The 23,395-nt window shown below is 62.2% G+C and carries 20 protein-coding genes; 6 read left to right on the top strand and 14 right to left on the bottom strand.

The annotated features are described in order from the left end of the window. Window positions 1–10: 10 nt before the first annotated feature. The gene (locus V7787_RS46375) at window positions 11–475 is read right to left on the bottom strand and encodes a hypothetical protein (protein ID WP_064490713.1); all 465 of its coding nucleotides are present in this window, start codon (window positions 473–475) and stop codon (window positions 11–13) included. A 163-nt stretch (window positions 476–638) separates the two neighbouring features. Between V7787_RS46375 and V7787_RS46370 the strand changes: the two genes are divergently transcribed. After that, a complete protein-coding gene (locus V7787_RS46370; protein ID WP_442965368.1) occupies window positions 639–1,097 on the top strand; it encodes a hypothetical protein in 459 nt (152 codons plus the stop codon). Between the two features lie 39 nt (window positions 1,098–1,136). Here V7787_RS46370 and V7787_RS46365 read toward each other — a convergent pair whose 3' ends face one another. The 13 genes from V7787_RS46365 to yaaA form a co-directional block, all read right to left on the bottom strand. Beyond that, window positions 1,137–2,591, bottom strand: a complete 1,455-nt coding sequence (locus tag V7787_RS46365) for a mannose-1-phosphate guanylyltransferase/mannose-6-phosphate isomerase (RefSeq protein WP_104887077.1) — start codon at window positions 2,589–2,591, stop codon at window positions 1,137–1,139. A gap of 35 nt (window positions 2,592–2,626) precedes the next feature. Then, window positions 2,627–3,274 (bottom strand): alginate O-acetyltransferase AlgF, encoded by a 648-nt coding sequence (locus tag V7787_RS46360; protein ID WP_020190688.1) that lies wholly within the window; start codon window positions 3,272–3,274, stop codon window positions 2,627–2,629. A gap of 20 nt (window positions 3,275–3,294) precedes the next feature. After that, window positions 3,295–4,452: an alginate O-acetyltransferase gene (locus V7787_RS46355; RefSeq protein ID WP_003251747.1), complete on the bottom strand. Its 1,158-nt coding sequence runs from the start codon at window positions 4,450–4,452 to the stop codon at window positions 3,295–3,297. A gap of 11 nt (window positions 4,453–4,463) precedes the next feature. Then, window positions 4,464–5,921 (bottom strand): MBOAT family O-acyltransferase, encoded by a 1,458-nt coding sequence (locus V7787_RS46350; RefSeq protein ID WP_064490715.1) that lies wholly within the window; start codon window positions 5,919–5,921, stop codon window positions 4,464–4,466. A 198-nt stretch (window positions 5,922–6,119) separates the two neighbouring features. After that, entirely contained in the window at window positions 6,120–7,223 is a 1,104-nt protein-coding gene (locus V7787_RS46345) for a mannuronate-specific alginate lyase (RefSeq protein WP_336094473.1), read from the bottom strand. A gap of 8 nt (window positions 7,224–7,231) precedes the next feature. Beyond that, window positions 7,232–8,671 (bottom strand): alginate O-acetyltransferase, encoded by a 1,440-nt coding sequence (locus V7787_RS46340; protein ID WP_336094472.1) that lies wholly within the window; start codon window positions 8,669–8,671, stop codon window positions 7,232–7,234. A gap of 13 nt (window positions 8,672–8,684) precedes the next feature. Continuing rightward, window positions 8,685–10,244: a mannuronan 5-epimerase AlgG gene (gene algG / locus V7787_RS46335; protein ID WP_003251754.1), complete on the bottom strand. Its 1,560-nt coding sequence runs from the start codon at window positions 10,242–10,244 to the stop codon at window positions 8,685–8,687. A 21-nt stretch (window positions 10,245–10,265) separates the two neighbouring features. Beyond that, window positions 10,266–11,744, bottom strand: coding sequence for an alginate export family protein (locus V7787_RS46330; protein WP_064490718.1), 1,479 nt, complete (start codon window positions 11,742–11,744; stop codon window positions 10,266–10,268). Then, a complete protein-coding gene (algK, locus tag V7787_RS46325; RefSeq protein ID WP_129932687.1) occupies window positions 11,741–13,186 on the bottom strand; it encodes an alginate biosynthesis TPR repeat lipoprotein AlgK in 1,446 nt (481 codons plus the stop codon). Before algK ends, V7787_RS46330 begins: the two co-directional genes overlap by 4 nt. An 88-nt stretch (window positions 13,187–13,274) precedes the next feature. Next, on the bottom strand, window positions 13,275–14,441 hold the full coding sequence (locus tag V7787_RS46320) for a PilZ domain-containing protein (protein ID WP_020193026.1): 1,167 nt from the start codon (window positions 14,439–14,441) through the stop codon (window positions 13,275–13,277). A 37-nt stretch (window positions 14,442–14,478) separates the two neighbouring features. Further along, window positions 14,479–15,960: a glycosyltransferase family 2 protein gene (locus V7787_RS46315; protein WP_003251762.1), complete on the bottom strand. Its 1,482-nt coding sequence runs from the start codon at window positions 15,958–15,960 to the stop codon at window positions 14,479–14,481. Window positions 15,961–16,046: 86 nt separating this feature from the next. After that, the gene (locus tag V7787_RS46310; RefSeq protein ID WP_010952417.1) at window positions 16,047–17,363 is read right to left on the bottom strand and encodes a nucleotide sugar dehydrogenase; all 1,317 of its coding nucleotides are present in this window, start codon (window positions 17,361–17,363) and stop codon (window positions 16,047–16,049) included. A gap of 837 nt (window positions 17,364–18,200) precedes the next feature. Continuing rightward, on the bottom strand, window positions 18,201–18,980 hold the full coding sequence (gene yaaA / locus V7787_RS46305) for a peroxide stress protein YaaA (protein WP_010952418.1): 780 nt from the start codon (window positions 18,978–18,980) through the stop codon (window positions 18,201–18,203). Window positions 18,981–19,116: 136 nt separating this feature from the next. On the opposite strand from yaaA, the gene V7787_RS46300 reads away from it, so the two are divergent. The 5 genes from V7787_RS46300 to moaE all read left to right on the top strand — a co-directional run bounded on the left by V7787_RS46300 (window position 19,117) and on the right by moaE (window position 23,280). After that, the gene (locus V7787_RS46300) at window positions 19,117–20,244 is read left to right on the top strand and encodes a polysaccharide deacetylase family protein (protein ID WP_064490720.1); all 1,128 of its coding nucleotides are present in this window, start codon (window positions 19,117–19,119) and stop codon (window positions 20,242–20,244) included. 281 nt (window positions 20,245–20,525) lie between these two features. After that, window positions 20,526–21,920, top strand: coding sequence for a PhoH family protein (locus tag V7787_RS46295; RefSeq protein ID WP_003251772.1), 1,395 nt, complete (start codon window positions 20,526–20,528; stop codon window positions 21,918–21,920). A 195-nt stretch (window positions 21,921–22,115) separates the two neighbouring features. Then, a complete protein-coding gene (moaC, locus tag V7787_RS46290) occupies window positions 22,116–22,586 on the top strand; it encodes a cyclic pyranopterin monophosphate synthase MoaC (RefSeq protein WP_003251775.1) in 471 nt (156 codons plus the stop codon). Beyond that, a complete protein-coding gene (moaD, locus tag V7787_RS46285; protein ID WP_003251777.1) occupies window positions 22,586–22,831 on the top strand; it encodes a molybdopterin converting factor subunit 1 in 246 nt (81 codons plus the stop codon). Before moaC ends, moaD begins: the two co-directional genes overlap by 1 nt. Before the next feature lie 2 nt (window positions 22,832–22,833). Further along, entirely contained in the window at window positions 22,834–23,280 is a 447-nt protein-coding gene (gene moaE / locus V7787_RS46280) for a molybdopterin synthase catalytic subunit MoaE (RefSeq protein ID WP_010952421.1), read from the top strand. Window positions 23,281–23,395 lie beyond the last annotated feature (115 nt).

Below are 23,395 nucleotides of genomic sequence, written 5' to 3'. Positions count from 1 at the left end.
AGGCAACACATCAATTGGCAAATGTACCTTGCAGGCGTTCTGCGCGGAATTCCAGGGTCTGCGGCCGATACCCGGAACGCAGTGGCGGCAATGGCAGGCAGTCTTGCCACTCGGCCCCCGGCTGCAATTCACCTGGCCCTCGGTATCGCGGGGCGTTGTAGGTGTTCTCGGCCAGGTTCACGGTATCGCCCGGTGCGTACGCCGCCACGCGCCAGCGCAGTTCGGTCAGCGGCACGTCGTTGCCGTTCTTCATGCGTACCTGCAAGGCACGGTCGGCGGGGCAGTGTTCGGGGGCGTAGGTCAGACGCAGGTCCAGGCGCGCCAGTCGACTGCTTTCGCGGCTGTCTTGCCAGACGACGAACAAGGCCACCAGGCCCAGGCCAAACACGGCCGCCAGGGAGATGGGAAGAGCCTTGGCTGGGTAACGCAACAACAACACCAGCCAGGTGAGGATCAGCAGGGCACCGATCAGCATCGCGTAATCGCCTCATTCGCGCGCAGGGATGGCTACAGCCTACCTAAAACCCAGCAGTCAGGTAACCGGTGAGCAACCATGCCAGAAGCCAGACCTGGCAATACTGCGAGTAGTGGAAAGGGTATATCCATTCTAGATTCCGCCATGCCTATTCAAAAGGAGCATGGCCATGAGTCACACAGCAATTGAGCGAGAGCTTGTGCAAGAAATGAAAAAAACGCCTGCCAAGGGCAACGTTACGGCTGTCATCAGCCTTGCGGGTCAAAGGGAGGATTTCGTTTCCGAGGGCGTGGACTACGGGAGCGCTGAAAAATCAGCGTGGTTGTACGCCTACAAGGGGCAGGCCGAAGATGCGGACGTCTACATTGACTTCGATCTGGAACTACAGGAGGGCGTGAGGGATGTCGTTATCGGTGATGAGGCGAACCGGGCGCTTGTTCACAAGCGCGGCACAACCTATGGCGGCTATGCGAAATCCGGGCGTATCCGGAAACTCGAGATGACTGCCACGAGCATCAGGGCTGAATCCTTCGAATTTGAAGGGGAGGATGATTTGCAGCGACCTTTCAAAGTGGTGGGTGGCCCATTCGACATCTACGTCATAGCCCCGAGCGGTGAGTGAGCAGGCTCGCCCCTGGTCAGCCCAGGGGCGAGTCAGCATTTACTGCGCGATGGTCTTTACCGAAACGCCGCGCTCGATGGGGGTGGACGTGCGCCCATACACATCCTCGAAGCGCTCGATGTCATCCTCGCCCAGGTAGCTGCCGGACTGCACTTCGATGATCTCCAGCGGGATCTTGCCCGGGTTGCGCAAACGGTGCACCGAAGCGATGGGGATATAGGTCGACTGGTTTTCGGTCAGCAGGAACACGTTCTCGTCGCAGGTCACCTCGGCGGTACCGGATACCACGATCCAGTGCTCGGCGCGGTGATGGTGCATCTGCAGCGACAGGCTGGCGCCCGGCTTGACGGTGATGTGCTTGACCTGGAAGCGGCCGCCCATGTCCACCGAGTCGTACGAGCCCCACGGGCGATACACTTCCAGGTGGTTCTGGGTTTCCGTGCGGCCCTGTTCGTCGAGGGTCTTGACCATCTGCTTGACGCCCTGGACCTTGTCCTTGTGGGCAATCATCATGGCATCCTTGGTCTCGACCACCACGATGTTCTCCAGGCCGATCACCGACACCAGTTTGCCGTTGCCGTGGATCATGCAGTTGCGGCTGTCTTGAACCACCACGTCGCCCTTGGTGACGTTGCCGTTGTCGTCTTTCTCGTGCACTTCCCACAGCGACGACCAGCAGCCTACATCGCTCCAGCCGGCCGACATCGGCACCACGCAGGCACGCTGGGTTTTCTCCATCACCGCATAGTCAATGGAGTTGTCCGGGCAGCAGGCGAAGGTGGCTTCGTCGATGCTCAGTACATCGCCGTCTTCCTGGCTGCGCTCCAGGGCCAGTACGCAGGTATCGTAGATGTCGCCGTCGTGCTTTTTCAGCTCTTCGATGAAGCGGCTGGCGCGGAACAGGAACATACCGCTGTTCCAGAAGTAACCACCGGCCTGGACGAACTCGGCGGCGCGTTTTTCGTCGGGCTTCTCGACGAACTGCGCAACCCGCGCCACGCCTTCGGGCAGCAGCGCGTCCTGGCTGGAACGGATGTAACCATAGCCGGTTTCCGGCTTGGTCGCCGGCACACCGAACAGCACCATCTCGCCACGCTCGGCGGCCACGGTGGCCAAGGCCAGGGCACGTTGCAGGGCTTTCTGGTCATCGATCACATGATCGGCAGGCAGCACCAGCATCAGCTCGTCGCGGCCTTCGTTGACCAGCTTCATGGCAGCCATGGCCACGGCCGGCGCGGTGTTGCGGCCGAACGGTTCCATGAGGATGCCCTGGGTTTCCAGCTTCAGTGCGGCCAGTTGCTCCTGGACGATGAACTTGTGGTCCTTGTTACAGACCACGATCGGGGTGTCCATGCCCTCGAATACCAGGCGCTCGATGGTTTGCTGGAACAGCGTGTGTTCACCGGTCAGGGCCAGGAACTGTTTGGGGAACTGCTTGCGCGACAGAGGCCACAGACGGGAACCGCTACCACCAGAAAGAATTACCGGGATCATCATGTTTCTCCAATAGTCGTTGAGAGGCAGGGGAATCAGTTGCTAGCCACGGGGCGAGTTACCCACACCGGCGACAAGGCGTTGCCGGAACCCGTTACGTACAGCACTGCGGCTTCGCCGCGCTCCAGGGCGACGGGTTTCACGTCACCCACTTTCTTGTCTCCTTGGTACAGCGCCAGGTTGACCTTGACCGGGTTGATTTCGCGTTCGCCACGGCCGTTGGCGGGTACCGGCTTGACCACTTCGGTCTTGCCGTCGGCGGTTTTCAGGGTCAGTTGCTGGTCGCTCAGGTTCTGCACGCGCACCAGGGCTTTCTGCTTGTTCTTGAACGGTGGTTCTTCGATCAGTTTCGGGGTGCCGCTGTTGCTGTTGACCAGGGTGTAGTACTTGTCCGAGGCCAGCTTGACCGGCACGCTCTTGCCGCCGACCTGGGCGGTGTAGTCGCCGCCTGGCAGGAAGCTGAAGTCGCTGCTGGCCTGTGCGCCAACCTGTTTGATCTGGGTGTTGCCGACCGACGCGGCGGCCGGTGCGCTGGTCGCGTTGTACAGGCGTACGAAGGTCGAGCCTTTCGGCGCGCTTGGGCCATACAGTGCGGCGTCGGCACCGGCGAAGGCCTGCATCGAAGCAAGGGAAAGGCCGGCCGCGAGGGTGAGGGCTTTGGCAATGGAAGTCTTGGTAGTCATGTGCGTTTCCTCTCTATCAGTCAGTGGTCTGTCCGGGTGGACGACAAGGCCAGGTTTTCTTCGGATTTACGGGAGTTTTTCAGCTGCGCGATCCACTGCGGATCGAAGCTGCTGAGGTCGTTTTTCATTGGCAGATAACGTTCGGGGAATTCCCACACCACCACTTGTGGTGCGGCGTTTTTAAAGGCATCGCTTTGCAGGTACTTGAGCATCGGCAGTAGCGGGCCATGGCCGTCTTCGGCGTAGTTGGCGACGTCACTGCGCAGGGCCTGCTGCAGCGCGCCGAGGAAGTTCCAGTGCGGGTTGGCGCTGTAGCTGGTGCCTACCAGTGCAACCGGGATCTGCTTGTCGGCGAACAACGCGTCGCCGGCGTCACCCTCGGCATCGACCGGCCGGGTGGTGCGTTTCTGCAGGTTGTCCGGGGCTGGCAGCAGGTTGCTGAACAAGGGGTCCAGTGGCAGGAAGTTGGTCAGGTCGCCCTTGTAGGGGGCGGTGTTGCCGGCTTCGGTGATGAAGGCTTGTGGGTCGCCGTTGAGCAGGCTCTGGCGGCTGACCGCTTCGGCCAGCGCCTGCGCTGCCACTTCGGCACCCATAGGCGTCCAGTGGGTATCGGTACGCAGGAACACCTGGCCGCGGGCCTTGGCCTGCTCCATCGGTGCCATCAGGTCCGGTGCGAACACGTTGGCCTGGCGTGCCTGGGCATGGAACTGGTTGTACAGGTCGTCATGCAGGCTGGCAGGCCGCTCTTTGCCCAGGTACTCGGCGTAGACCCGCGCCTTGGCCGGCACGATCGCCAGCACCAGCTGGCTACCGTGTTGCTGCAGGGTGTCGCGTACGCCACGGATCAGTGCCAGGTTTTCCTGCATCAATTGCTCGGCACCGGCGGTGGGCTTGAATTCTTCGTCGCTGAACAACCACTGGTCGCGGCCCAGTACCACACCCGGGCGGCCTTCGTTGAACAGCTTGAAGTCCATTGCCGCCCACAGGTTGGTGCCCAGGCGCTTGATCGGGAACTCGGCGTCGTAGTGGGTCTCGGCGGCCTTGGCCAGCTTGCCGTTGAGCAGGGTCATCTGCTCGGTGCGCTGGAAGCTCTGCAGGCCACCGGTGGACCAGGCGCCCATGCCGACAAGCAGGCCGAGGAACGACAGGGAGTAGGTGATGCGTAATGTCCGGGTCATGGTCATCAACCTCAGAACTGGAAGTAAAGGAACGGCGAGTAGCTTTGCGCCGAAAGCTTGAGGATCGAGGCGACGAACAGCAGCAGGATCAGTGCGCGAGTCATCACCCGGGTCCAGTCCAGGCCGATCGAGCCGTCAGCGTTGATCTGCACCGGGGTCGCCTTGGGCGTCGGCCTGGCATTGCGGTAGAAGTCGCGCAGGCCGAAGAACGCCAGGGTGAGGTAGGCGATGACCAGGGTGGCCACCTGCAGACCGGTGAGCTGGGCACGGTTGAGCTCCGACAGCTGCCAGTCGCCGAAGCTGAACATGGCGCCGTACATACGGGCGGCCACATGCAGGTTTTCGGCGCGGAAGATCACCCAGCCGACCACCACCAGCAGGAAGGTGAAGGCCCACTTCACCGGGTTGAAGCGCTGCGGGTTGGTGTCGAGGCCCAGCGCGCGCTCGATGGCCAGCCACATGCCGTGCCAGGCGCCCCAGATGATGTAGGTGAAGTTGGCACCGTGCCACAGGCCGCCCAGCAGCATGGTCAGGAACAGGTTACGGTAGGTATTGAAGGTGCCTTTACGGTTACCGCCCAAGGTGATGTACAGATAGTCGCGCAGCCAGGTCGACAGGCTGATATGCCAGCGCCGCCAGAACTCGGTGATCGACTGGCTGATATAGGGCTGCTTGAAGTTTTCCATGAAGCGGAAGCCCATCATCAGGCCCAGGCCGATGGCCATGTCGCTGTAGCCGCTGAAGTCGAAGTACAGCTGTGCGGTGTAGGCCAGGGCGCCGAGCCAGGCATCGCCCGTGGTGGGGTTTTGCAGGGCGAAGCAGTGGTCGGCGACCACGGCCAGGGTGTCGGCGATGAACACCTTCTTGATGAAGCCCTGCATGAAGCGGGTGCAGCCTTCGGAGAACTTGTCCAGGGTGTGGGTGCGGTTGTTGAACTGGTCGACCAGGTCCTTGAAGCGCAGCACTGGGCCTGCGATCAGGTGCGGGAAAATCGCCACGAACGCTGCGAAGTCGATCAGGTTGCGGGTAGCCGGGGTGTCACCGCGGTATACGTCGATGATGTAGCTGATCGACTCGAAGATGTAGAACGAGATACCGATCGGCAGCAGCACGTGGGTCAGAATGAATGGCTCCAGGCCAAACGACGTCATGATCGCGTTCAGGCTGTCGACGCCGAAGTTGGCGTACTTGAAGTAGCCGAGTATCGCCAGGTCGACACCCACGCCGAGCAGCAGCCAGCGCTGCGCAGGCTTGGTGCGCACACCGGCGGCACCGACTTTCAGGCCGATCCAGTAGTTCCACAGGGTGACGCCGGCGAACAGTGCCAGGAAGTCCACCCGCCACCAGGCGTAGAAGATGTAGCTGGCGACCAGCAGCAGCAGGTTGCGATAACGTTGCCCGCTCAAGTAGTACAGGCCGAGGAAGATCGGCAAGAACAGGAACAGGAACACGTTGGACGAGAAGACCATCCCGGTTCTCCTAATTTGTTCACAGCATCCAGGGCAAAGCGCCCCCCAAACCCCCCAGTGCAAGACTGGAAGGCAACTTAGATCCCTGTGGGAGCGGGCAAGCCCGCGAACAAGGGCGAAGCCCTTGCCACGCACCGCGGTGGCTTCTTCGCGGGCATGCCCGCTCCCACAGGTTCCGCCCCCGCAATGGGGGTCAATTCATTTCTTGCTCTCTGCACTCGGGTCATAGACCCGGGTCACATCGCCCCCCAGCCGGAAGCTGTTGAACGGCTGCATGTCGTGCTTGCGCTCAAGCGTGTCGCCAACGCAGTGGTACAGCGCACACCAAGGCTCGAGCCAGGAGTACTTGCTGTCGACCTTGAGGTCGGTCATGTCCTGTTTCTTGCCCGCCCGCGCCTTGAAGTGGCTGGGATCGCGGGCGCCGGCCAGCACGCCTTCACCCAGGCGCTGCAAGGCGAAGTTGTTCTCGGCGCGCAGGTCGACGCCATTGGCCTGGGCGAAGCTGGCAATCATCGCCAGCGGCGGCAAGGCGTAGTTGTGATAGGCCAGCGCGCGCTGCTTGCGCTTGATTTCGTTGGGCAGGAAGCCTTGGTCATCCACCTGGTTGGCGCCCACCTTGAATTCCTTCACGGCCCAGTCGAACAGGTCGCGACGGTCGGTGGCGACGGCGGTAGCCATGACCGACCAGGCCGCCCAGTAGCTGTGGTTGTTGATCTTCTCCAGCGGCAGGTCGCTCCAGTCACGCACAGTCTGCTCGGCCAGGCGGGTGAGCCATTTTTCGATCAGGTCGGCCTCGGCCTGGTGTGCGGCCAGCGGCTGCGAGTTGGAGAATTTCAGCCGCAACCATGAACCGCTCATGCTGCCCAGCGCCCATTTGCGCATCGACTTGCCGGTATGGTTGTAGTCGGTGGACAGCAATGCACCGGCGCGTGCCCAGGTGCCCAGCCACGTCAGGGTGCAGTCGAGTTGCGCCGGGCGGCCGTCGCGCATGTACTGGCCGACCATCTTGCTCACGCCTTTTTCAAGCGTGGTGATGTCTTCGGTCGACTTGCGGAAGGCCTTTTCCGAGGCTGCGTTGAGCGTTGCCCGTGCCTTGTCTGAGCCTTCGTACTTGCTGCGAAACTGCAGCGGGCCGGTGTATGGCTTGGGCGCCGCTTCGCAGCGGAAGTTACCCTCACCGGTCTTGAGCTTTTCGATCCCTTGGTAGTAACCCTGCGGCGGTACCAGCGCGGCGTGCGCGGCACCACCAAACAAGGCCAACGCGAGCAGGGCGGGGCTGGAAATTCGCTTGAAAATGGTCATGGGTCGCCTCACTGGCCAGCCTGCGCGGTCTGCGCAGGCACGGCGAAGTTGTTGCGTTTGCAGAGCTTGGCTTCGACCTTCTGGGTGCCGCTTTCCGGCCCCTGTACCTCGAACGCCAGCAGGCTCTGGCTGGCCCAGTCCTCGTCTTCGCGCATCTGGAAGACGAAGCGGCCGTCGGTGTCGGAGGTTTCCGGTTTTTCCAGCTTGATGTCCTCGTGGCGGCCGTTGAGGTACCAGAGGGTGGCCTGCAACACCTTCACCGAGGGGTCTTCGAACTTGACGTCCATCTGCAGGTTGCGGTTGATCAGGTCTTTGATCACGCCGCCCTTGCCGTTGACCATCAGCTCGTTCTTGCCAGGCTTGAGGGTGGTGCTGGCGCTCATCAGGGCTGGGCGGTCGTCGCAGCCGTCGTCGAGCAGGCCAAGGATTTGCCGCCAGATGGTTTCCTGGTCCAGGCGGTACAGCGGGGAGAATTCCCAGATCAGGATCTTCGGCGGGTTCTTCTGGAATTCCTCGCTGCCCAGGTACTGGATCATCGACCCTTCCAGGCCACCGCCTGGGAAAGCGACGTTGAGCACGTCGGCGCCGATGTATTGCTCGAGGAAGCCCGAGAAGTTGTAGTTCTTGCCACTGTGGCTGGTACCGACCAGGGTGATCTGCGCGTTGCCGCTGTCACCGAACAGGTCGTCGCCGCCGCTTGCGCCTTTCGGCTCGGTGGCGAACTGGTCCATGTACTGGACGGCGTAGCTGGTGCCGCACAGTTGGCCGGCAACGTTGTGCAGGGTGCCGGTCTTGCCCATGCGCCCGGACTTCCTGGTCTCGAATTCCTTGCGCGGGATGCCTTCGAAGGCCGGCATCTTGTGCACGGTGTCCGCCACGATCTTCGCCGCACGCTCGGCACCGTACGGCGTCCAGTGCTGGTCGCCACGGAAGTAGAAGTCCTTGCCCTGGTCAGCGGCGGCCAGTTGCTCGTTGGTCAGCGGTGACAGGTCGGGCACGTTGTAACCCATGCTGGCGAAGCGCTTGAGCATGGCCTGGTAGTTGCCCAGGGCCTTCTGGTAGTCGAAGGCGGCTTTTTCTGCCGGGTTGAGCATGTTGCGGTTCACCAGGCCACGGGTCGGCTGGTACACCACCACCAGTTCCACACCACGTTTCTTGAACGCGTCGTGCACTTGCTGCAGGCGTTTGTAGCCGGCCGGGGTGGTGTTGAACTCGGTGCGCAGGTCTTCGCGGGTGCGGAACAGCCAGTCGCCCTGGGCCTGCACCAGCGTGGTGAAGTTTTGCTGATAGCGGGTGGTGTAGCGGCTGGCATCGTGCGCTTCAGGGCACAACTGGCAGCAGGGCTCGGCGTTGAAGGTCGGGGCCTTGACGTCTTCGGCGCGCACGCCCTGGCTGATTGCCAGAAGGGCGGCGGACAGGCCCAGCAGTTTCATCAGGTGTGGAGTCATGGTCTGGGCTTCCTTAATCGATCATTTCGGTCTGGCGTTCGACCGGGTCGATCAGCACAGCCTTCTGCTGGCGTACCAGCAGGTCGAGGATTTCGTCCTGGCGCTCACCCAGCACACCATTGAGGCTGATGCCGCTGGCCTTGCGTGGGGCAAGCATGGACACCTTGTACAGCTCGACCGACAGCGGCGAGTCGATCGACAGCGGGCCGGAGCCGTTGGCCGACAGCTCGCCACCCACCACGATCAGCGACACCTTGGTGTCGAACGGGTCGAGGGCGATGTCGCGGTCGGTGTCGGACAGGTCCTTGATGTGGCCGTATACGCCGACCAGGCCGTTGGCCATGGCGACGTTTTCGTACAGGCGGATGTTCACGCTGTTACGCACGCGGATGCCGTGGCGGCGGTTGTTGACCAGCTTGTTGCCCCAGATCAGGTTGTCGCCGCTTTCGTACAGGGTGATGCCGTCGGTGTGGTTGCGGTAGATCTCGTTGTAGGCCACCAGGTTGTTGACGCTGTTACGGTCGATCACCACGCCCGAGAGCTTGTTGTCGTAGCTCTTGTTGTTGATGATCCAGCTGTCGTTGACCTCACGCGAAACGATGATGCCGTGCTTCTTCTTGGTGCCGTACACCGTGTTGCCGGCGATGATCAGGCGATGCGAACGGTCGTGCGGGTCGATGCCGTAGACGATGTTGTCGCGGTAGGTGCTGTCCTTGATCACGAAGTCCTGGGTTTCGTAGCAGTAGAAGCCGTACCACATGTCGCTGAACTCCGAACCGATGATCCAGCCGGTGGGCTCCGGGCGGCCCATGCGCTTGGCCATGTTCGGCGTGTACTGCGAGATGCTTACGCCATACGACTTGGACTTGGCGTAGCCGAAGCTGGCCATCTTCGTATTGACGATGTAGGTCTCGGTGCCGCCCCACGACAGCAGGAACGGGCGGAATTCCTTGGGCGAGCGGAAGGTCGCCGGGCCGTTGTCCTTTTCCCGCCAGCCGGTCACCTGGGTGTCGGTTACGAACAGCTTGCCGTCATTGACCAGAAATGCGCCGCCCTCCTGGGACAGGCGCAGCTGTTTGACCTTGCCGTCGATCTCGAGGATGCCCTTTTGCCCGACCACGATCGGCAGGCGTGCCAGGTAAACCCCAGGCTCGACTTCGCTGAAGTACTGTTTGGGCACCTTCTTGCTCAACTCGGTCAGGTCGACATGGCCGTCATCGACGAAGATCGCCTGCGGGATGCCGTGCTGGCGCTGCACCCACTCGGCGGCCTTGTTGTCGCCGCCGACGAACTCCTTGAGGGTGTCCTCCTGGAACATACGGCGCAGGCTGACCTTGCCCTTGTGGCGGCGGTCGATTTTCTTCTGCACCGCCTCGGCCGTGAAACCGGTGAGGTCGGGCAGCTTTGGCGGGTCCATCTGCAGCGGTTCGATCGGTGCGCTGGCCACCGTATAGGTCTTGGCCTGCTGCAGCTCCTTGGCGATCACCTGGGGCTCTGCGGCAGTGGCCAGGCCGCTTGCCAGCAGCAAGGCACTGGCCAACAGGCTGTGACGTAAGTGCGGGTGAAGGTTCATCACGGTCAGTCCCCTACGGCCTCAGAAGCGCCAGATGACGTCGACGAAGGCGCGGTGCATGTACGAGTCCGTTTCCTTGCCGTAGGCGTCGCCCGGCTTGAATACACCGGCACGCAGGCGCACCAGGGCTGACGGCTCGTCGATTGCCTGGCTCATCGAAGCCGGTAGCAGGCCTTGCTTGAAGTACTTGGTTACGACCACGTCCATTTCCTGTCCAAGGTCCTTCTCGCCGTCGACCAGCTGACGGTTCACGCCGTTGTCGTCGACCACCGCGTTGATACCGCTGGAGCCGATGTTCTGGTTACCGTCGACACGCCAGAACTTGTGGTAGATCAGGCTGGCGTCGTAGTCGTCGCGCAGCTGCCACGAAGCGAACAGGGTGGCGGCCTGCAGGTTGCCCAGTTCGCCGCGGAACGCTTCGCCGAAGCGATGCACGCGCGAGCGGGTGCCGGTGAAGTTGGAGCGGTTGCTCTCCAGGCCGGTCTGCTCGAAGTTGTTCGAACCGTCATCGCCGCCGCCGCCGCTACCCCGGGCGTAGGCAGCGCCGACCTGCCATTGCGGGTCCAGGCGCAGGCGGATACCGAGGTCGGTTGCCCAGGCGTTGACGTCACCGCTCTGCTTGCCGGTGGCGACCTGGTCGTCGCCCACCTGCTGGGTGCTCAGCTTGTCGCGGTCACCGGTCAGCCAGGTGACGCTGCCCCAGTAATTCACGGTGTGGTCGTTGCGCCAGTTGTAGGCGTCGCTGTTGGCCTCCAGACCCAGCCAGGTGAGGTCGCCAGTGCGGGTCTTGTCCAGCGCGTCGACCGTTTCGCCGGGGCTCTTCAGGCTGCCGCTGTCATGTGTGTGGTGAGCGCGCAGGCCAACCCAGTGGCCAGGGGTCCACTGCGTGGCGACGTTGCCGTAGATGTGTGTGCGGTCCTTGTCTTCCGGGGCCAGTTCGGTGAGGTCGGTGCGGTATTCGCTGAAACGCTGGGCTACGCCAAGGTCGGCCTTGAGCAGCGTGGTGTCGAAGGTCCAGTTCAGCGCTTCGATGTTGGTATCGCGCCACATGCCATCGTCGCTGCGCAGGCGCTGGCGACCGAAGCGCAGCTGCTCGCCAGGGTAGGCGGTAAGGCCGCTGTAGCCGACCCAGAACTCGCGCATGGCCAGGTAGCTTTTGTCTGGTTGGCGGCTGTCGTCGCCGGTGTCGGTGCTGGTGCCGTCGTCGTTCTGGCGCAAGGTGTCGGTTTCGATGGTGTCGGTCGCAGCGACCGCCTGGCCCATGGCGTAGGCACTCCAGTTACCGCGCTCGCCATACACCCACGGGCGCAGATCCAGACCCAGGCCGTTGACGTCGCCGCCAGAGCGGGTGCCGAGGTCACGGTCGTCTTCCGACTGGCCGGTGATTTTCACGTCCAGGCCGAAGTTTTTTTCAGCGGTCATTTCCGCCAGGGTCGGGCAGGACCACAGCAGGGCGAAGCTCAGGCCGATGCCGGCTTTCACGAAGGGATTGAGCGTCATAGCGAGTCCTCACCGTCTACTTCTTTTTCGTCGTCTTGCAAGGCTTCGAGGGCCAGGGTGCTGTTCGCGCCCTGCGCCATGCTGCCGCGTGCACGCTTTTCCTGGTCCAGCAGTTGCTGGGCCTGGTTGCGCTGGTCAGGTGTCAGTTGCTGGTCGAGCTGCTGCAGCAGTTCGGCTGATTGCGGCGTCGGGTTGGCCTGCGACAGCTGGGCGAACACCCAGGCGTTGCCCGGTTGCGGGCGGATGCCGTGACCCTCGCTGAACAGCTGGGCCAGGGCATAGTCGGCGCTGTTCTGCCCGCCACGGGCGGCGGCCAGCAGGTGGTCGACGGCCTTCTGCGGCTCGACATTGCCCAGGTAGCCGCGGCGGTAAAGCTGGCCCAGGTAGTAATGGGCGCTGATCTCACCGGCTTCGGCTGCGGCTTGCAGGTGCTGCTCGGCTTTTTGAGCGTCGGCTGGCAGGGTTTTGCCTTCGTAGTACAGACGGCCCAGCAGCAGTTCGGCGCGGGGCTGTTCAGCTTCGCGGCCTTTGTCGATGTAAGCCATCAACTGGTCGGTGTCGCCCAGTTCGGGGAAGTCGTATACCAGCTGTGCCAGGCTGACCCAGGACGCCGGGTTGGCCGGGGCTACTTGCTCGAGCAGCTCCTTGGCGGTTTTTTCGTCGGTCTGGCCAAGGCTACGGTCGGCCAGCACCCGGGCCACGCTGTCAACCCGGGTGGCCGGTACGGCGCCACGGGCATAGGCGGATTTCAGCTGGCCGAGCAGGGCGGCTTGCTGATCGGCCTGGCCACGTTTCTGGTACACGGTGGCCAGTTCGACGTAGCAGATGTCGGTGGTGTTCAGCGCGGCCTTGCAAATCTTTTCCACTTCACCCAGGTGCTGGTCATAGGTGCCCTGGGTGCGGTACAGCAGCACCTGGGCCAGGCCCGCTTCCGGGTTGCCGGCGGCGCGCCACTGGTCGATCTGCTGCTGCGCGTTGACCTTGGGGAAACTCTGCGGGTAGCTGAGGTAGAGCATTGCCAGCGGAATCAGGGTATTGCTTTGGCCCTGTTGCGCGGCCTGCTTGAGCAGGGTTTCGGCTTCCTCACGTTCGGCCTGGGTGCTGTCCGGCTTGGCCACCAACAGGCGGCCAAGGCGTGCCTGGGCGCGTGGCGACGTGGCGGCCGCAGCGCGATAGGTGGCCTCGGCTTCCTTGATTTGCGAGGGGTCGCGGGTGGCCACCTTGATGTCCGCCAGGCCGACTTGCGCTTCGCTGTAGCCCAGGTCGGCCAGCGCCTTGTAGTTGCGCTCGGCCAATGCCGTGTCACCGCGCTTCATGGCCTCGTTGGCCAGGCGCTGGTCGGGCAGGCCGGCACAGCCGGCCAACGTGATGGCGGCGGCCAGTGCACACAATCCCAGATTCACGCGGACCCTGTGGGAGCGGGCAAGCCCGCGAATTGGCATGGCCGACGATGCTGTCCCTGCTGGCCTCTTCGCGGGCATGCCCGCTCCCACAGGATAGGTGTTGGTATCAGAGATCATTGTCCGTCCCTCACAGGCCACGGGCCACGGCTTTGTCGATCAGCCAGTTCAGCGATGGGCCACGGTCGCTGTTGACCGAGGCCGGGCGGCCGGCCAGTTCGGCGGGCAGGCCGCTGTCTGGCTTGATCTGCACGCGGATGTCGGAGGACAGGTCTTCGCTGTTGAGGCTGGTGCTGCTGACGATCTGACCGGTGCGCACTTCGTCTTCGCCGGCCACCTGGAAGTTGACCCGGGTACCCGGCTTGACCTCGTCGAACTGGCGGTAGCTGAAGCGCGCCTCGACCATCGGGGTGGTGGTGCGTGGGATCAGCTGGAAGATTGGCTGGCCCTTGGCGGCGTACTGGCCGTCGTCCACCAACTGGCGCGCGACCACGCAATCGCAAGGGCTGGTGAGGGTGCCGGACAGCTGCTTGCCGAACAGTTCCTCGATCTTCGCCGGCTCCAGCTGTGCGTCTTCAAGGTTGCCCTTGAGCATGTCCAGCATGCTGGTGGTGAAGCTGGCCAGTGGCGCGCCCTTGGCGATCTGCCCACCGCTTTCGACCAGGCTGCTCACGGTACCGTCGCGCGGCATGGTGACGTTGGTGGTCGGCACTGCGACCACACCGGCTTCGGCGTGGCTGACGAAATACATGCCATACAACGATTTGGCGACGAAGCCGAACGCCGCAACGCCGACCACGAACACGCCCAGTGTGACGGTGACTGCCTTGAAGCGGCCGAAGGCGCTCAGGCCCGACCCACCGTCCTTCTGCTTGCGCGCCTTGGTGAAGTTGTCGCGCTGCAGGGTGCTGAGTACGTCGCCGATGCTGATCAGCTCACCCGACAGGTGGCTGGTGATGATGTGCCGCAACGTGGCGATGTCGCGAGGTTCAAGGTTCTGGAACTGCGCACCGATACGGCCATTGTCCGGGTTGTACGAGCGCACCTGGAACTCGATGTCCATCGACAGGCCCAGGTTGTCGACCACGAACTGCAGGCGCCCGCGCAGCACATCGCCCACCGACTGCGGTTGCTTGGCGTGGAAGCTCAGGCCGCCGGCAGAAAGGTCTTCGACCTTGACTTCGTGGACCTGGCGCTGGGCATCCAGGAACCGCAGCTTGGCGGGAATGCGTACCCGGGCGTGTTGGCGCTGGGCTTCGGACTCATGCACGACATTGACGTTCACGGCGGTATTCATGGTGGTTTGTTCCTGTTAGATCCGATCCGGGTTGGGCTCACACGACCATGAACAGCACAGCAACGAAGATGCTGGCAGCCGAGAAGGTCATGGTCCGCGAGGACCAGGTGTTGAACCATTGTTGAAAGCTGGCGAGGTCACGCTTGAGGGCAGTGGGCTGACGCGTCCACGACTGCTTGTCGAGGCGGAAGAACACGTAGATCTTCATCAGCGCGCCGATGATCTGGTTGTAATAGAGAATCAGCGGGTAGGCCGGGCCTACGTTGTGGCCGGAGCACAGCAGCATGATGGTGAGGATCAGGCGGGTGATGCCGATCCACAGCAGGTACACCAGCAAGAAGGCCATGCCGAACTTGAGGCTGGCGATCACCGCCACGGTCAGGCCCAGCAGGCTGGTCCACATCGACACGCGCTGGTCGAACAACACGATGCTGGTGAACAGCCCCAGGCGACGCAGGCCAAGGCCCAGTGCCCGTGAGTTCTGCCGCAGGTTGTTGCCGTACCAGCGGTACATCAGCTTGCGGCTGGCCTTGAGGAAGCTTTTTTCCGGCGGATGCTCGACCGTGTTGATGGCGGCGTCCGGCACGTAGAAGGTGTCGTAGCCCAGGCGCATCAGGCTGAACCAGCTGGACTTGTCGTCCCCGGTAAGGAACTTGAAGCGGCCCAGGCGCCAGTGCATCAGCGAGTCGCTTTCGACGTCGGCGATGAACTCGGGGTTGGTCACCACGCTGGCGCGGAACATCGACATGCGCCCGGTCATGGTCAGTACGCGCTTGGACAGGGCCATCGAGCACATGTTGATGTGGCGCTGGGCGAAGCGCAGCTTGTGCCACTCGCTCATGATGTAGCCGCCGCGCACTTCGCAGAATTCATTGGTGGTCAGGCCGCCCACATTGGGGAACAGCTTGAACCACGGCACGGTCTTGCGCACCACGCCGTCGGCCAGCACGGTGTCACCGTCGATCACCGCCACCACGGCGTTCTCGTCCGGCAGCATGCGCGAGATGGCGCGGAAGCCGTAGGCCAGGCCATCGCGCTTGCCGGTACCGGCGATACGCACGATGTCCAGCTTCACGTGGGCCGGCGGGTTGTACTTGGCCCACAGGCTCTTCACCAGCAGTTCATCGGACATTTCCACCAGCGAGCAGACCACGGTGGTGGGGAAGCCGCAGTTGATCGCCTCGCGGATCACCGAGCTGTACACCTGGGCGGTGGTCAGCGCTTCGATACGGAAGCTGGTGACCATCAGGTAGACATGCGACGGGTCGGTGGCATTACCCATTTTCTGCACCTTGCGGCGCAGGTACGGGTACACGCCGTAGAGGAAGATCATGCCGCGGATGAAATGGGTGGCGCCCATGGAGTAGCGCCAGATGCCGACTGCGCCGACCAGGAAGATGAAGTGCTTCGACTGCGAGTCGAAGATATCAGCTGGCAGGGCCAGGGCGATCAGCATGAGCAGGCTCATGTAGAGCAGCCACCCGGCGCACTGCAACAGCACTGTCTGGAGCCTTTGCATGTTCAGCATCCGTCGAGAATTCGGGAAAGGGTGGGCAGCGAGGAGGCGGCTCTTGTCGAGTGCCTCGTCGCTGCCCGGCCGGGCACTTACCAGCAGATGCCTTCGGTACGGGCGGTGGTGCTGGTCGGTTTGTTCATGAAGCCGACCAGGTCGATCACCTGCTTGCCGGCTGGCGCTTGCAGGGCCAGCGCACGGAACTGCTCGTCACGGTTGCCGAGGACGATGATGTCGGCGTTGTCGATCACCTGCTGCAAGTTGGCGTTGAGCAGCGACGACACGTGCGGGATCTTCGACTCGATGTAATCCTTGTTGGCGCCGTGAACACGGGCGTACTGGACGTTCTCGTCGTAGATGTCCAGCTGGTAGCCCTTGCCGATCAGGCGCTCGGCCAGTTCCACCAGCGGGCTTTCGCGCAGGTCGTCGGTGCCGGCCTTGAAGCTCAGGCCCAGCAGGGCGACCTTGCGCTTGTCGTGGGCTTCGATCAGCTCGAAGGCGTTCTGCACCTGCGATTCGTTGCTGCGCATCAGCGAGTCGAGCAGCGGCGCACGGACATCGAGGCTGGCGGCGCGGTAGGTGAGGGCGCGTACGTCCTTGGGCAGGCAAGAGCCGCCGAAGGCAAAGCCAGGGCGCATGTAGTACTGGGACAGGTTGAGGACCTTGTCCTGGCAGACCACGTCCATCACTTCGCGGCCATCGACGCCCACGGCCTTGGCGATGTTGCCGATTTCGTTGGCGAAGGTGACCTTGGTGGCGTGCCATACGTTGCAGGTGTACTTGATCATCTCGGCCACTTCGATCGGCTTGCGGATGATCGGGGCGTCGAGCTCTTCGTACAGGGCCTGGAGGATGTCACCGCTGGCGCTGTCCAGTTCGCCGATGACTGTCATCGGTGGCTGGTCGTAGTCCTTGATGGCGGTGCTTTCACGCAGGAATTCCGGGTTGACCGCCACGCCGAAGTCGACGCCGGCCTTCTTGCCCGAGCAATCTTCGAGGATCGGGATGACCACGTTCTTGACGGTGCCAGGCAGCACGGTGCTGCGCACCACGATGGTGTGACGGCGGGTGGTGTCACGCAGCACGTAGCCGATTTCGCGGCACACGGACTCGATGTACTCCAGGCCCAGGTCGCCGTTTTTCTTGCTGGGGGTGCCCACGCAGATCATCGACACATCGCTGGCACGGATGGCTTCGGCGAAGTCGGTAGTGCCGCGCAGGCGGCCATTGGCGATGCCCTGTTGCAGCAGTGCTTCCAGGCCAGGTTCGACGATGGGCGACTTGCCCTGGTTGATCAGGTCGATCTTGGTGCTGGACACGTCCACACCGATCACTTCATGGCCACGCGCCGTCAGGCAGCCTGCACAGACTGCACCCACATAACCCAAACCAAAGATGCTGATACGCATCGCTATCACCTCATGTGTTTATCACGCCGACGCCTCCGCAGAGAGCCGGGCTGGGTTGATTAACAACAGTTTTCGGGCGCACGGATCCATGGCGAATGCACACTTCGCCGAGCGCAGGCAAAATAAATCCGGAACGCAAAAAGTTATGCGCTCAAAGTTGGCACTCAATAGCCATTCATTAAAAAACGTGCCCTGAAATGCAGCCGTCTTTATTGCAATGCGTTACTTGGCGCGTTGCTGTGCTTGTTTTTTCAAGTGAATAAATCCTTTGAAATCAACCACTAGGACGATTTGTAAGGGGCGCGTCTCTCCTGCATGGACAAGGTCTTCGGAGGTTTCCGTGATCCCTGTCGATTTTCTCATGGCGGGCAGTGGATACCCGCTGCTGTCATCTGTAAGTCATCTCTCACAGCCCGTAGGCAGGAAAATCGTTACGGCACTATGAGCGATTGGCTTTGGCAGAAGTTCCTGAGCCCGTTTCGCCCGAATGAAAGATTTCTAAATATTTATTCAGTTGCGGACAGTTTCAAATTGATAGCACGTGGGTGTTTCACCCCCGTGTATAAAGGACGTAACTGTTGCGAGATATTTTTATGCCAGCATCTGAAAAATTTTTTCGGAATTCGTCAAAAAAGGTATGAACGGTCTTATGGCGTTTGGCGATAAAGGGAGGTGTGACGGATTTTTGGCGTCGGATTCGTGGCGTGATGGCGGTTTGCAGCGTGCCCTGTTGCAGGGCAGAGAGGGGGGCAGAGCTGCTGGCCTCTTCGCGGGTGAACCCGCTCCTACAGGTAGCGCATTACCTGTAAGAGCGGGTTTGGCCGTGAAGGGGCAGGCTCACTCCGCGGGGTGATCGCGCAGGAACACCAAATGGTCCGGCTTGGACTGCTCGGCACTGTAGTAGTACCCCTGAGCATCAAACTGCTTGAGCTGTTCCGGGGTGCTGATGCGCTGCTGGATGACGAAGCGGCTCATCATGCCGCGGGCTTTCTTGGCGTAGAAGCTGATGATCTTGTACTGGCCGTTTTTCTGGTCCTTGAAGTCGACGTTGATCACCCGGGCCTTCAGTGCACTGCGTTTCACTGCACTGAAATACTCGTTACTGGCCAGGTTCAACAGCACGTCATCGCCTTGGTCGGCCAGGGCCTGGTTCAGCCATTCGCTGATGCGCGTGCCCCAGAAGGCGTACAGGTCCTTGCCGCGGGCGTTGGCCAGCTTGGTGCCCATCTCCAGGCGGTAGGGCTGCATCAGGTCGAGCGGGCGCAGCAGGCCATATAGGCCCGAAAGCATGCGCAGGTGGCCCTGAGCGTAGCTGAAGTCGTCTTCACTCAGGCTCTCGGCATCGAGGCCGGTGTACACGTCACCCTTGAACGCCAGCAGCGCCTGCTTGGCATTGGCCGGGGTGAAGTCTGGGGTCCAGCTGCCAAAGCGCGCAGCATTCAGGCCGGCGAGCTTGTCGGACAGGTGCATCAGCTCGCTGATCTGCGCCGGCGACAGTTCGCGCAGCTGCTGGATCAGGGCCTGGGATTCATCCAGGTACTGGGGCAGGGTGAAACGCTCGGTCACTGGCGGGGTGTCGTAGTCGAGGGTCTTGGCGGGGGAAATCACCGTCAGCATCGGGTCGGCTCCTGGCATCGTTGGCCGAGGATTCTACGGGGTGGGCGGTACAAGTCCAAACTATGGCGACGATAGTCACAGCCCATGGTCGGTGCAGACGCTATAGTTCGCGTTTTGTCGTTGCGGAGCCTCCACTGTGCGCATTGCTTCTGCCTTGCTGGCCGGCCTGCTGAGCCTGGCCGTGCAAGCCGCCCCTTCACCCCAGGTCAGCCTGGACCGCAGCCTGTGGCCCGAACAGCTGGACAGCCCGGCGCTGTTCGATGTGGCCTCTCGGGCAGAAATCCTTTCGTTCGCTCAAGCGCTGCACGAAAGCGAGTTGCTGGATGACGCAAGCCTGGCGGCCCGGCTGGGGTTGCGGCAGATCAACCTGCAGAAGGTGCGCCAGGTTCGTGCGCGCATGTGGCAGCGGTTGTGGGAGGGTTATCAACAGGCGCAGCGCAGCTGTGAGCAGGACGCATCATTCTGCTACCCGGTTACGTCCATGGCGGAGTTGCGCACACAAGCGGCGACGTTCGCTGCCGATGTCGGTGCGTTCTATACCGGCTGGATCGAGCCGAGCCACCAGTTCCATGTCCGCTATCTGGACGAGCAACTGCGCAAGGCGGCGTTGCTACCGCAGACCAGCAGCGAAATCGAGCGGCTGTCTTCGCGTGAGCGCAAGGGTGACGAACTGAACGACCGCATGTTCCTGCTGACCTTTGTCGGTGGGCCCGGGCCCGAGGGGGGCAGTACGGATCTACTCACCGATTACCTGCGCCGGCAAAAGCTCGAAGGCACGTTCTTCACTCTCGGTAACCGCTTGCAGCAACGCCGTGATGGCGCGGCGGCAAACGCCTTGCGCCAGCTCTATGACGGGCAGTGCGTGGGTATCCAGGGGTGGGAATACCGCTCCCATGCGCAGTGGACCGACTGGCAGGATTCGCTGCGGCGCAGCCAGGCGCGGGTGCAGGCTGATCTGCCCGAGCAGTATGTGCCGCTGTTCCGCCCACCTTATGGCCAGCGCCGGGCTGACGGCGAGGCGTTCATGGTCCGCCAGCAGTTGCGGGTATCGTTGTGGGACATCGATGCCCAGGATGACGGTGCATTGAGCGCAGAGGCGTCCGCACAGCGCGTATTGACCCTGATGCTGTTGTGGCGCAAGGGCGTGATCCAGTTTCATGACAGCCTTCCCAAGGCGCAGCCGGCGGTGGATTGGCTGTTGCGCAATACCGCGCAAAGCGGCATCGGCTGGGAGGATTGCCGGGAATATGGATACCGCGAATAGAGGGTATGACTTCTGAGCGTAGTCCCCTCTGACGCTGGCGCCAAGGCCTCTTCGTCAATCGGAAAAATAAACTTCAAAAATGCGTAAAAGTGCTTTTTTCGGTCATGGTTTTTGCGGTATGAAGAAACCAGACAGCCGATTCCTGCAGCACAGGTGGCGTCATCCAGGCCCACCTAGCCAGGTTCGCTTCCCGCCCGTAACAACGCGGATACGGGGACAGCGGCAGTCACTCTGCGGCGTAACAGACCACGCCGTGTGGCTTCGACATAAGGTGACCGAGTATGGATGACCAAGGACGCAACCCTTCCTCCAGCAAGCCAATCCTGTATGTGCTCGATACCAACGTCCTGATTCACGACCCTAACGCGTTACTGAACTTCGAGGAGCACCATGTCGCCATCCCGATGACGGTGCTGGAGGAACTCGACAAGCTCAAGACCGGCAAACAGAGTATCGCCGCCGAATGCCGCCAGGCCATCCGCCTGATAGACCAGACCCTCGGTGACGCTTCGCCCAGCGATGTCGAGCAGGGCGTACCGATCCAGCGCAACAAGAGCGGCCCCAAGGGGTTCCTGTCCATCCTGATGACCCCGCGCAACGAGCCGAACAAGCTGCTGCCGGAAAACCTCAACGACAACATCATCATCAACCAGTTGCTCGAAGTCCGGGCCCGGCGCACCGACCTGGACGTCGTGCTGGTCACCAAAGACATCAACATGCGCCTGAAGGCGCGCGCTTGCGGTATAGCGGCTGAGGACTACAGCACCGACCAACTGGTCGATGACGTGTCCTTGCTGTCCAAGGGCTACCATTCGGTCACCGGCTCGTTCTGGGACCGCGTGAGCAAGGTCGATACCCGCCAGGAGCGCGGCCGCACCTGGCATCGGGTGCAGATGATCGACAACCTGCCAGCCGTGCACGTCAACGAGTTCATCATCGATGAGCAGGGCTTCGTCGGGTGGATCAAGGGCATTCGTGACGACGAACTGTTGCTGCTCGACCTGCACCAGGAGCCATTGCTCCACCAGGAAGCCTGGGGCCTGAAACCACGCGACATTCACCAAAGCCTGGCGCTGTTTGCCCTGCTGGACCCGGATATCCACCTGGTGAACCTGACCGGCGCCGCCGGCTCCGGTAAAACCATCCTGGCACTGGCTGCGGCCATCGAGCAAACCATGGTCAGCAAGCGCTACCGGCGCATCATCGCCACCCGCAGCGTGCAGGGGCTGGACCAGGAGATTGGCTTCCTGCCGGGTACCGAAGCAGAGAAGATGGAGCCGTGGCTGGGCGCCATCACCGACAACCTCGAAGCCTTGCACATGGATGACGAAAGCACCCATGGCAGCGTCGAATACATCCTTGAGCGCGTGCCGCTGCAGTTCAAGTCGCTGAACTACATCCGTGGCCGTAGCTTCCAGCAGAGCCTGATCCTGATTGACGAGTGCCAGAACCTGACGCCGCACCAGATGAAAACCATCATCACCCGTGCCGGCTCCGGGTCCAAGGTGGTCTGCCTGGGTAACCTGGCGCAGATCGACACCCCCTACCTGTCCGCGACCAGCTCGGGCCTGACCTACCTGACCGAGCGCTTCAAGGACTTCCCCCACGGCGTGCACATCACCCTGCAGGGCGTGCCTCGCTCGGTGCTGGCCGAGTACGCCGAGTCTCATTTGTAAACCCTGTAGCCGGGCAGATTAATGCCCGGCCTCTTCGTGGACACGCCCGTTCACAGGATCTCCACTTGATTCGAGGCCGTGGAGCTCCTGTGGGAGCGGGCGTGCCTGCGAAGAGGCAAAACCTGCCGACACATACCTCTGCTCAAACCTGACCCACAGGTTTACACTGCGAACTCCCTTCACAGGAGCAGAGCAGTGCTGACACATCTTGATTCCCAGGGGCGGGCCAACATGGTCGACGTCACTGAAAAGGCCGTGACCGAGCGCGAGGCTACCGCCGAGGCGCGGGTGCGCATGTTGCCGCAGACCTTGCAGATGATCGTCGACGGTGAACACCCCAAGGGTGACGTGTTCGCCGTGGCGCGCATTGCCGGGATACAGGCGGCGAAAAAAACCAGCGACCTGATTCCGCTGTGCCACCCGCTGATGCTCACCAGCGTCAAGGTCGAGCTCAGCGCCGAGGGGCAGGATGCCGTGCGCATCGTCGCCCGCTGCAAGCTGGCCGGGCAGACCGGTGTGGAGATGGAGGCGCTGACCGCCGCCAGCGTGGCCGCGCTGACGATCTATGACATGTGCAAGGCTGTGGATAAAGGTATGGTCATCGAGCAGGTGCGCCTGCTGGAAAAACTCGGTGGCAAGAGTGGCCATTACAAGGTGGAGGCGTGATGAAGGTCAAGGTGATGTACTTCGCCCGTTACCGCGAACTGTTGGGCGTGGATGCCGAGCGGGTGGAGGGGGCGTTCAAGGTGCTCGATGATGTGCGCCAGGCCTTGGTAGCCAAGGGCGGGCAGTACGAAGTGCTGGCCGAGCAGAACCTGATGTGCGCGCGCAACGAAGAGCTGTGCAAGCTCGATGAACCGCTGGAAGAGGGCGATGAAGTGGCGTTCTTCCCACCGGTGACCGGAGGCTGAACATGGCTGTGCGAGTGCAGGAAGGCGCGTTCGACCCGGGGGCTGAGACCAATGCCATGCATGCAGCCAATGTGGGCGTGGGCGCGGTGGTCGGTTTTGTCGGCTATGTGCGGGATTTCAACGATGGCCGCGAAGTGGCGGGGATGTTCCTCGAACACTATCCGGGCATGACCGAAAAGGCCCTGGCCAAGATCGTGGTCGAGGCCGAGCAGCGTTGGCCGCTATTGAAGGTGGAGGTGCTGCACCGCATCGGTGCGCTGGAGCCGGGCGAACCGATTGTGTTCGTAGGGGTGGCCAGTGCCCATCGGCAGGCGGCGTTCGATGCCTGCAACTTCATCATGGACTACCTGAAGACCCGGGCGCCGTTCTGGAAGAAGGAGAATACCCAGGAAGGGCCAAGGTGGGTGGAGGGGCGGCAGAGTGACCAGGATGCGGCTGGGCGCTGGTAATCAAGGCGCCACCGGTCGCCTGTAGGAGCGGGTTTACCCGCGAAAGGGCCGGCCCTGCTGGCCAATCTCCACCCGCCGTTCACCGTTGCCGCCACTACCGTATTCGCGGGTAAAC

The organism is Pseudomonas sp. CGJS7, from assembly GCF_036961695.1.
Note: the sequence above shows the minus strand (reverse complement) of the source record. Positions and strands in the feature narration are given on the sequence as shown.

Coding starts and splice junctions, on each gene's coding strand:
- V7787_RS46365 (WP_104887077.1), bottom strand. CDS start 2,591: ATGATCCCGGTAATTCTTTCTGGTGGTAGCGGTTCCCGTCTGTGGCCT.
- V7787_RS46330 (WP_064490718.1), bottom strand. CDS start 11,744: ATGACGCTCAATCCCTTCGTGAAAGCCGGCATCGGCCTGAGCTTCGCC.
- V7787_RS46370 (WP_442965368.1), top strand. CDS start 639: ATGGCCATGAGTCACACAGCAATTGAGCGAGAGCTTGTGCAAGAAATG.
- V7787_RS46310 (WP_010952417.1), bottom strand. CDS start 17,363: ATGCGTATCAGCATCTTTGGTTTGGGTTATGTGGGTGCAGTCTGTGCA.
- V7787_RS46320 (WP_020193026.1), bottom strand. CDS start 14,441: ATGAATACCGCCGTGAACGTCAATGTCGTGCATGAGTCCGAAGCCCAG.
- V7787_RS46295 (WP_003251772.1), top strand. CDS start 20,526: ATGGATGACCAAGGACGCAACCCTTCCTCCAGCAAGCCAATCCTGTAT.
- V7787_RS46345 (WP_336094473.1), bottom strand. CDS start 7,223: ATGACCATTTTCAAGCGAATTTCCAGCCCCGCCCTGCTCGCGTTGGCC.
- moaE (WP_010952421.1), top strand. CDS start 22,834: ATGGCTGTGCGAGTGCAGGAAGGCGCGTTCGACCCGGGGGCTGAGACC.
- yaaA (WP_010952418.1), bottom strand. CDS start 18,980: ATGCTGACGGTGATTTCCCCCGCCAAGACCCTCGACTACGACACCCCG.
- V7787_RS46315 (WP_003251762.1), bottom strand. CDS start 15,960: ATGCAAAGGCTCCAGACAGTGCTGTTGCAGTGCGCCGGGTGGCTGCTC.
- V7787_RS46355 (WP_003251747.1), bottom strand. CDS start 4,452: ATGACCCGGACATTACGCATCACCTACTCCCTGTCGTTCCTCGGCCTG.
- V7787_RS46375 (WP_064490713.1), bottom strand. CDS start 475: ATGCTGATCGGTGCCCTGCTGATCCTCACCTGGCTGGTGTTGTTGTTG.
- V7787_RS46350 (WP_064490715.1), bottom strand. CDS start 5,921: ATGGTCTTCTCGTCCAACGTGTTCCTGTTCCTGTTCTTGCCGATCTTC.
- algG (WP_003251754.1), bottom strand. CDS start 10,244: ATGAACCTTCACCCGCACTTACGTCACAGCCTGTTGGCCAGTGCCTTG.
- moaD (WP_003251777.1), top strand. CDS start 22,586: ATGAAGGTCAAGGTGATGTACTTCGCCCGTTACCGCGAACTGTTGGGC.
- algK (WP_129932687.1), bottom strand. CDS start 13,186: ATGCCAATTCGCGGGCTTGCCCGCTCCCACAGGGTCCGCGTGAATCTG.
- V7787_RS46360 (WP_020190688.1), bottom strand. CDS start 3,274: ATGACTACCAAGACTTCCATTGCCAAAGCCCTCACCCTCGCGGCCGGC.
- V7787_RS46340 (WP_336094472.1), bottom strand. CDS start 8,671: ATGACTCCACACCTGATGAAACTGCTGGGCCTGTCCGCCGCCCTTCTG.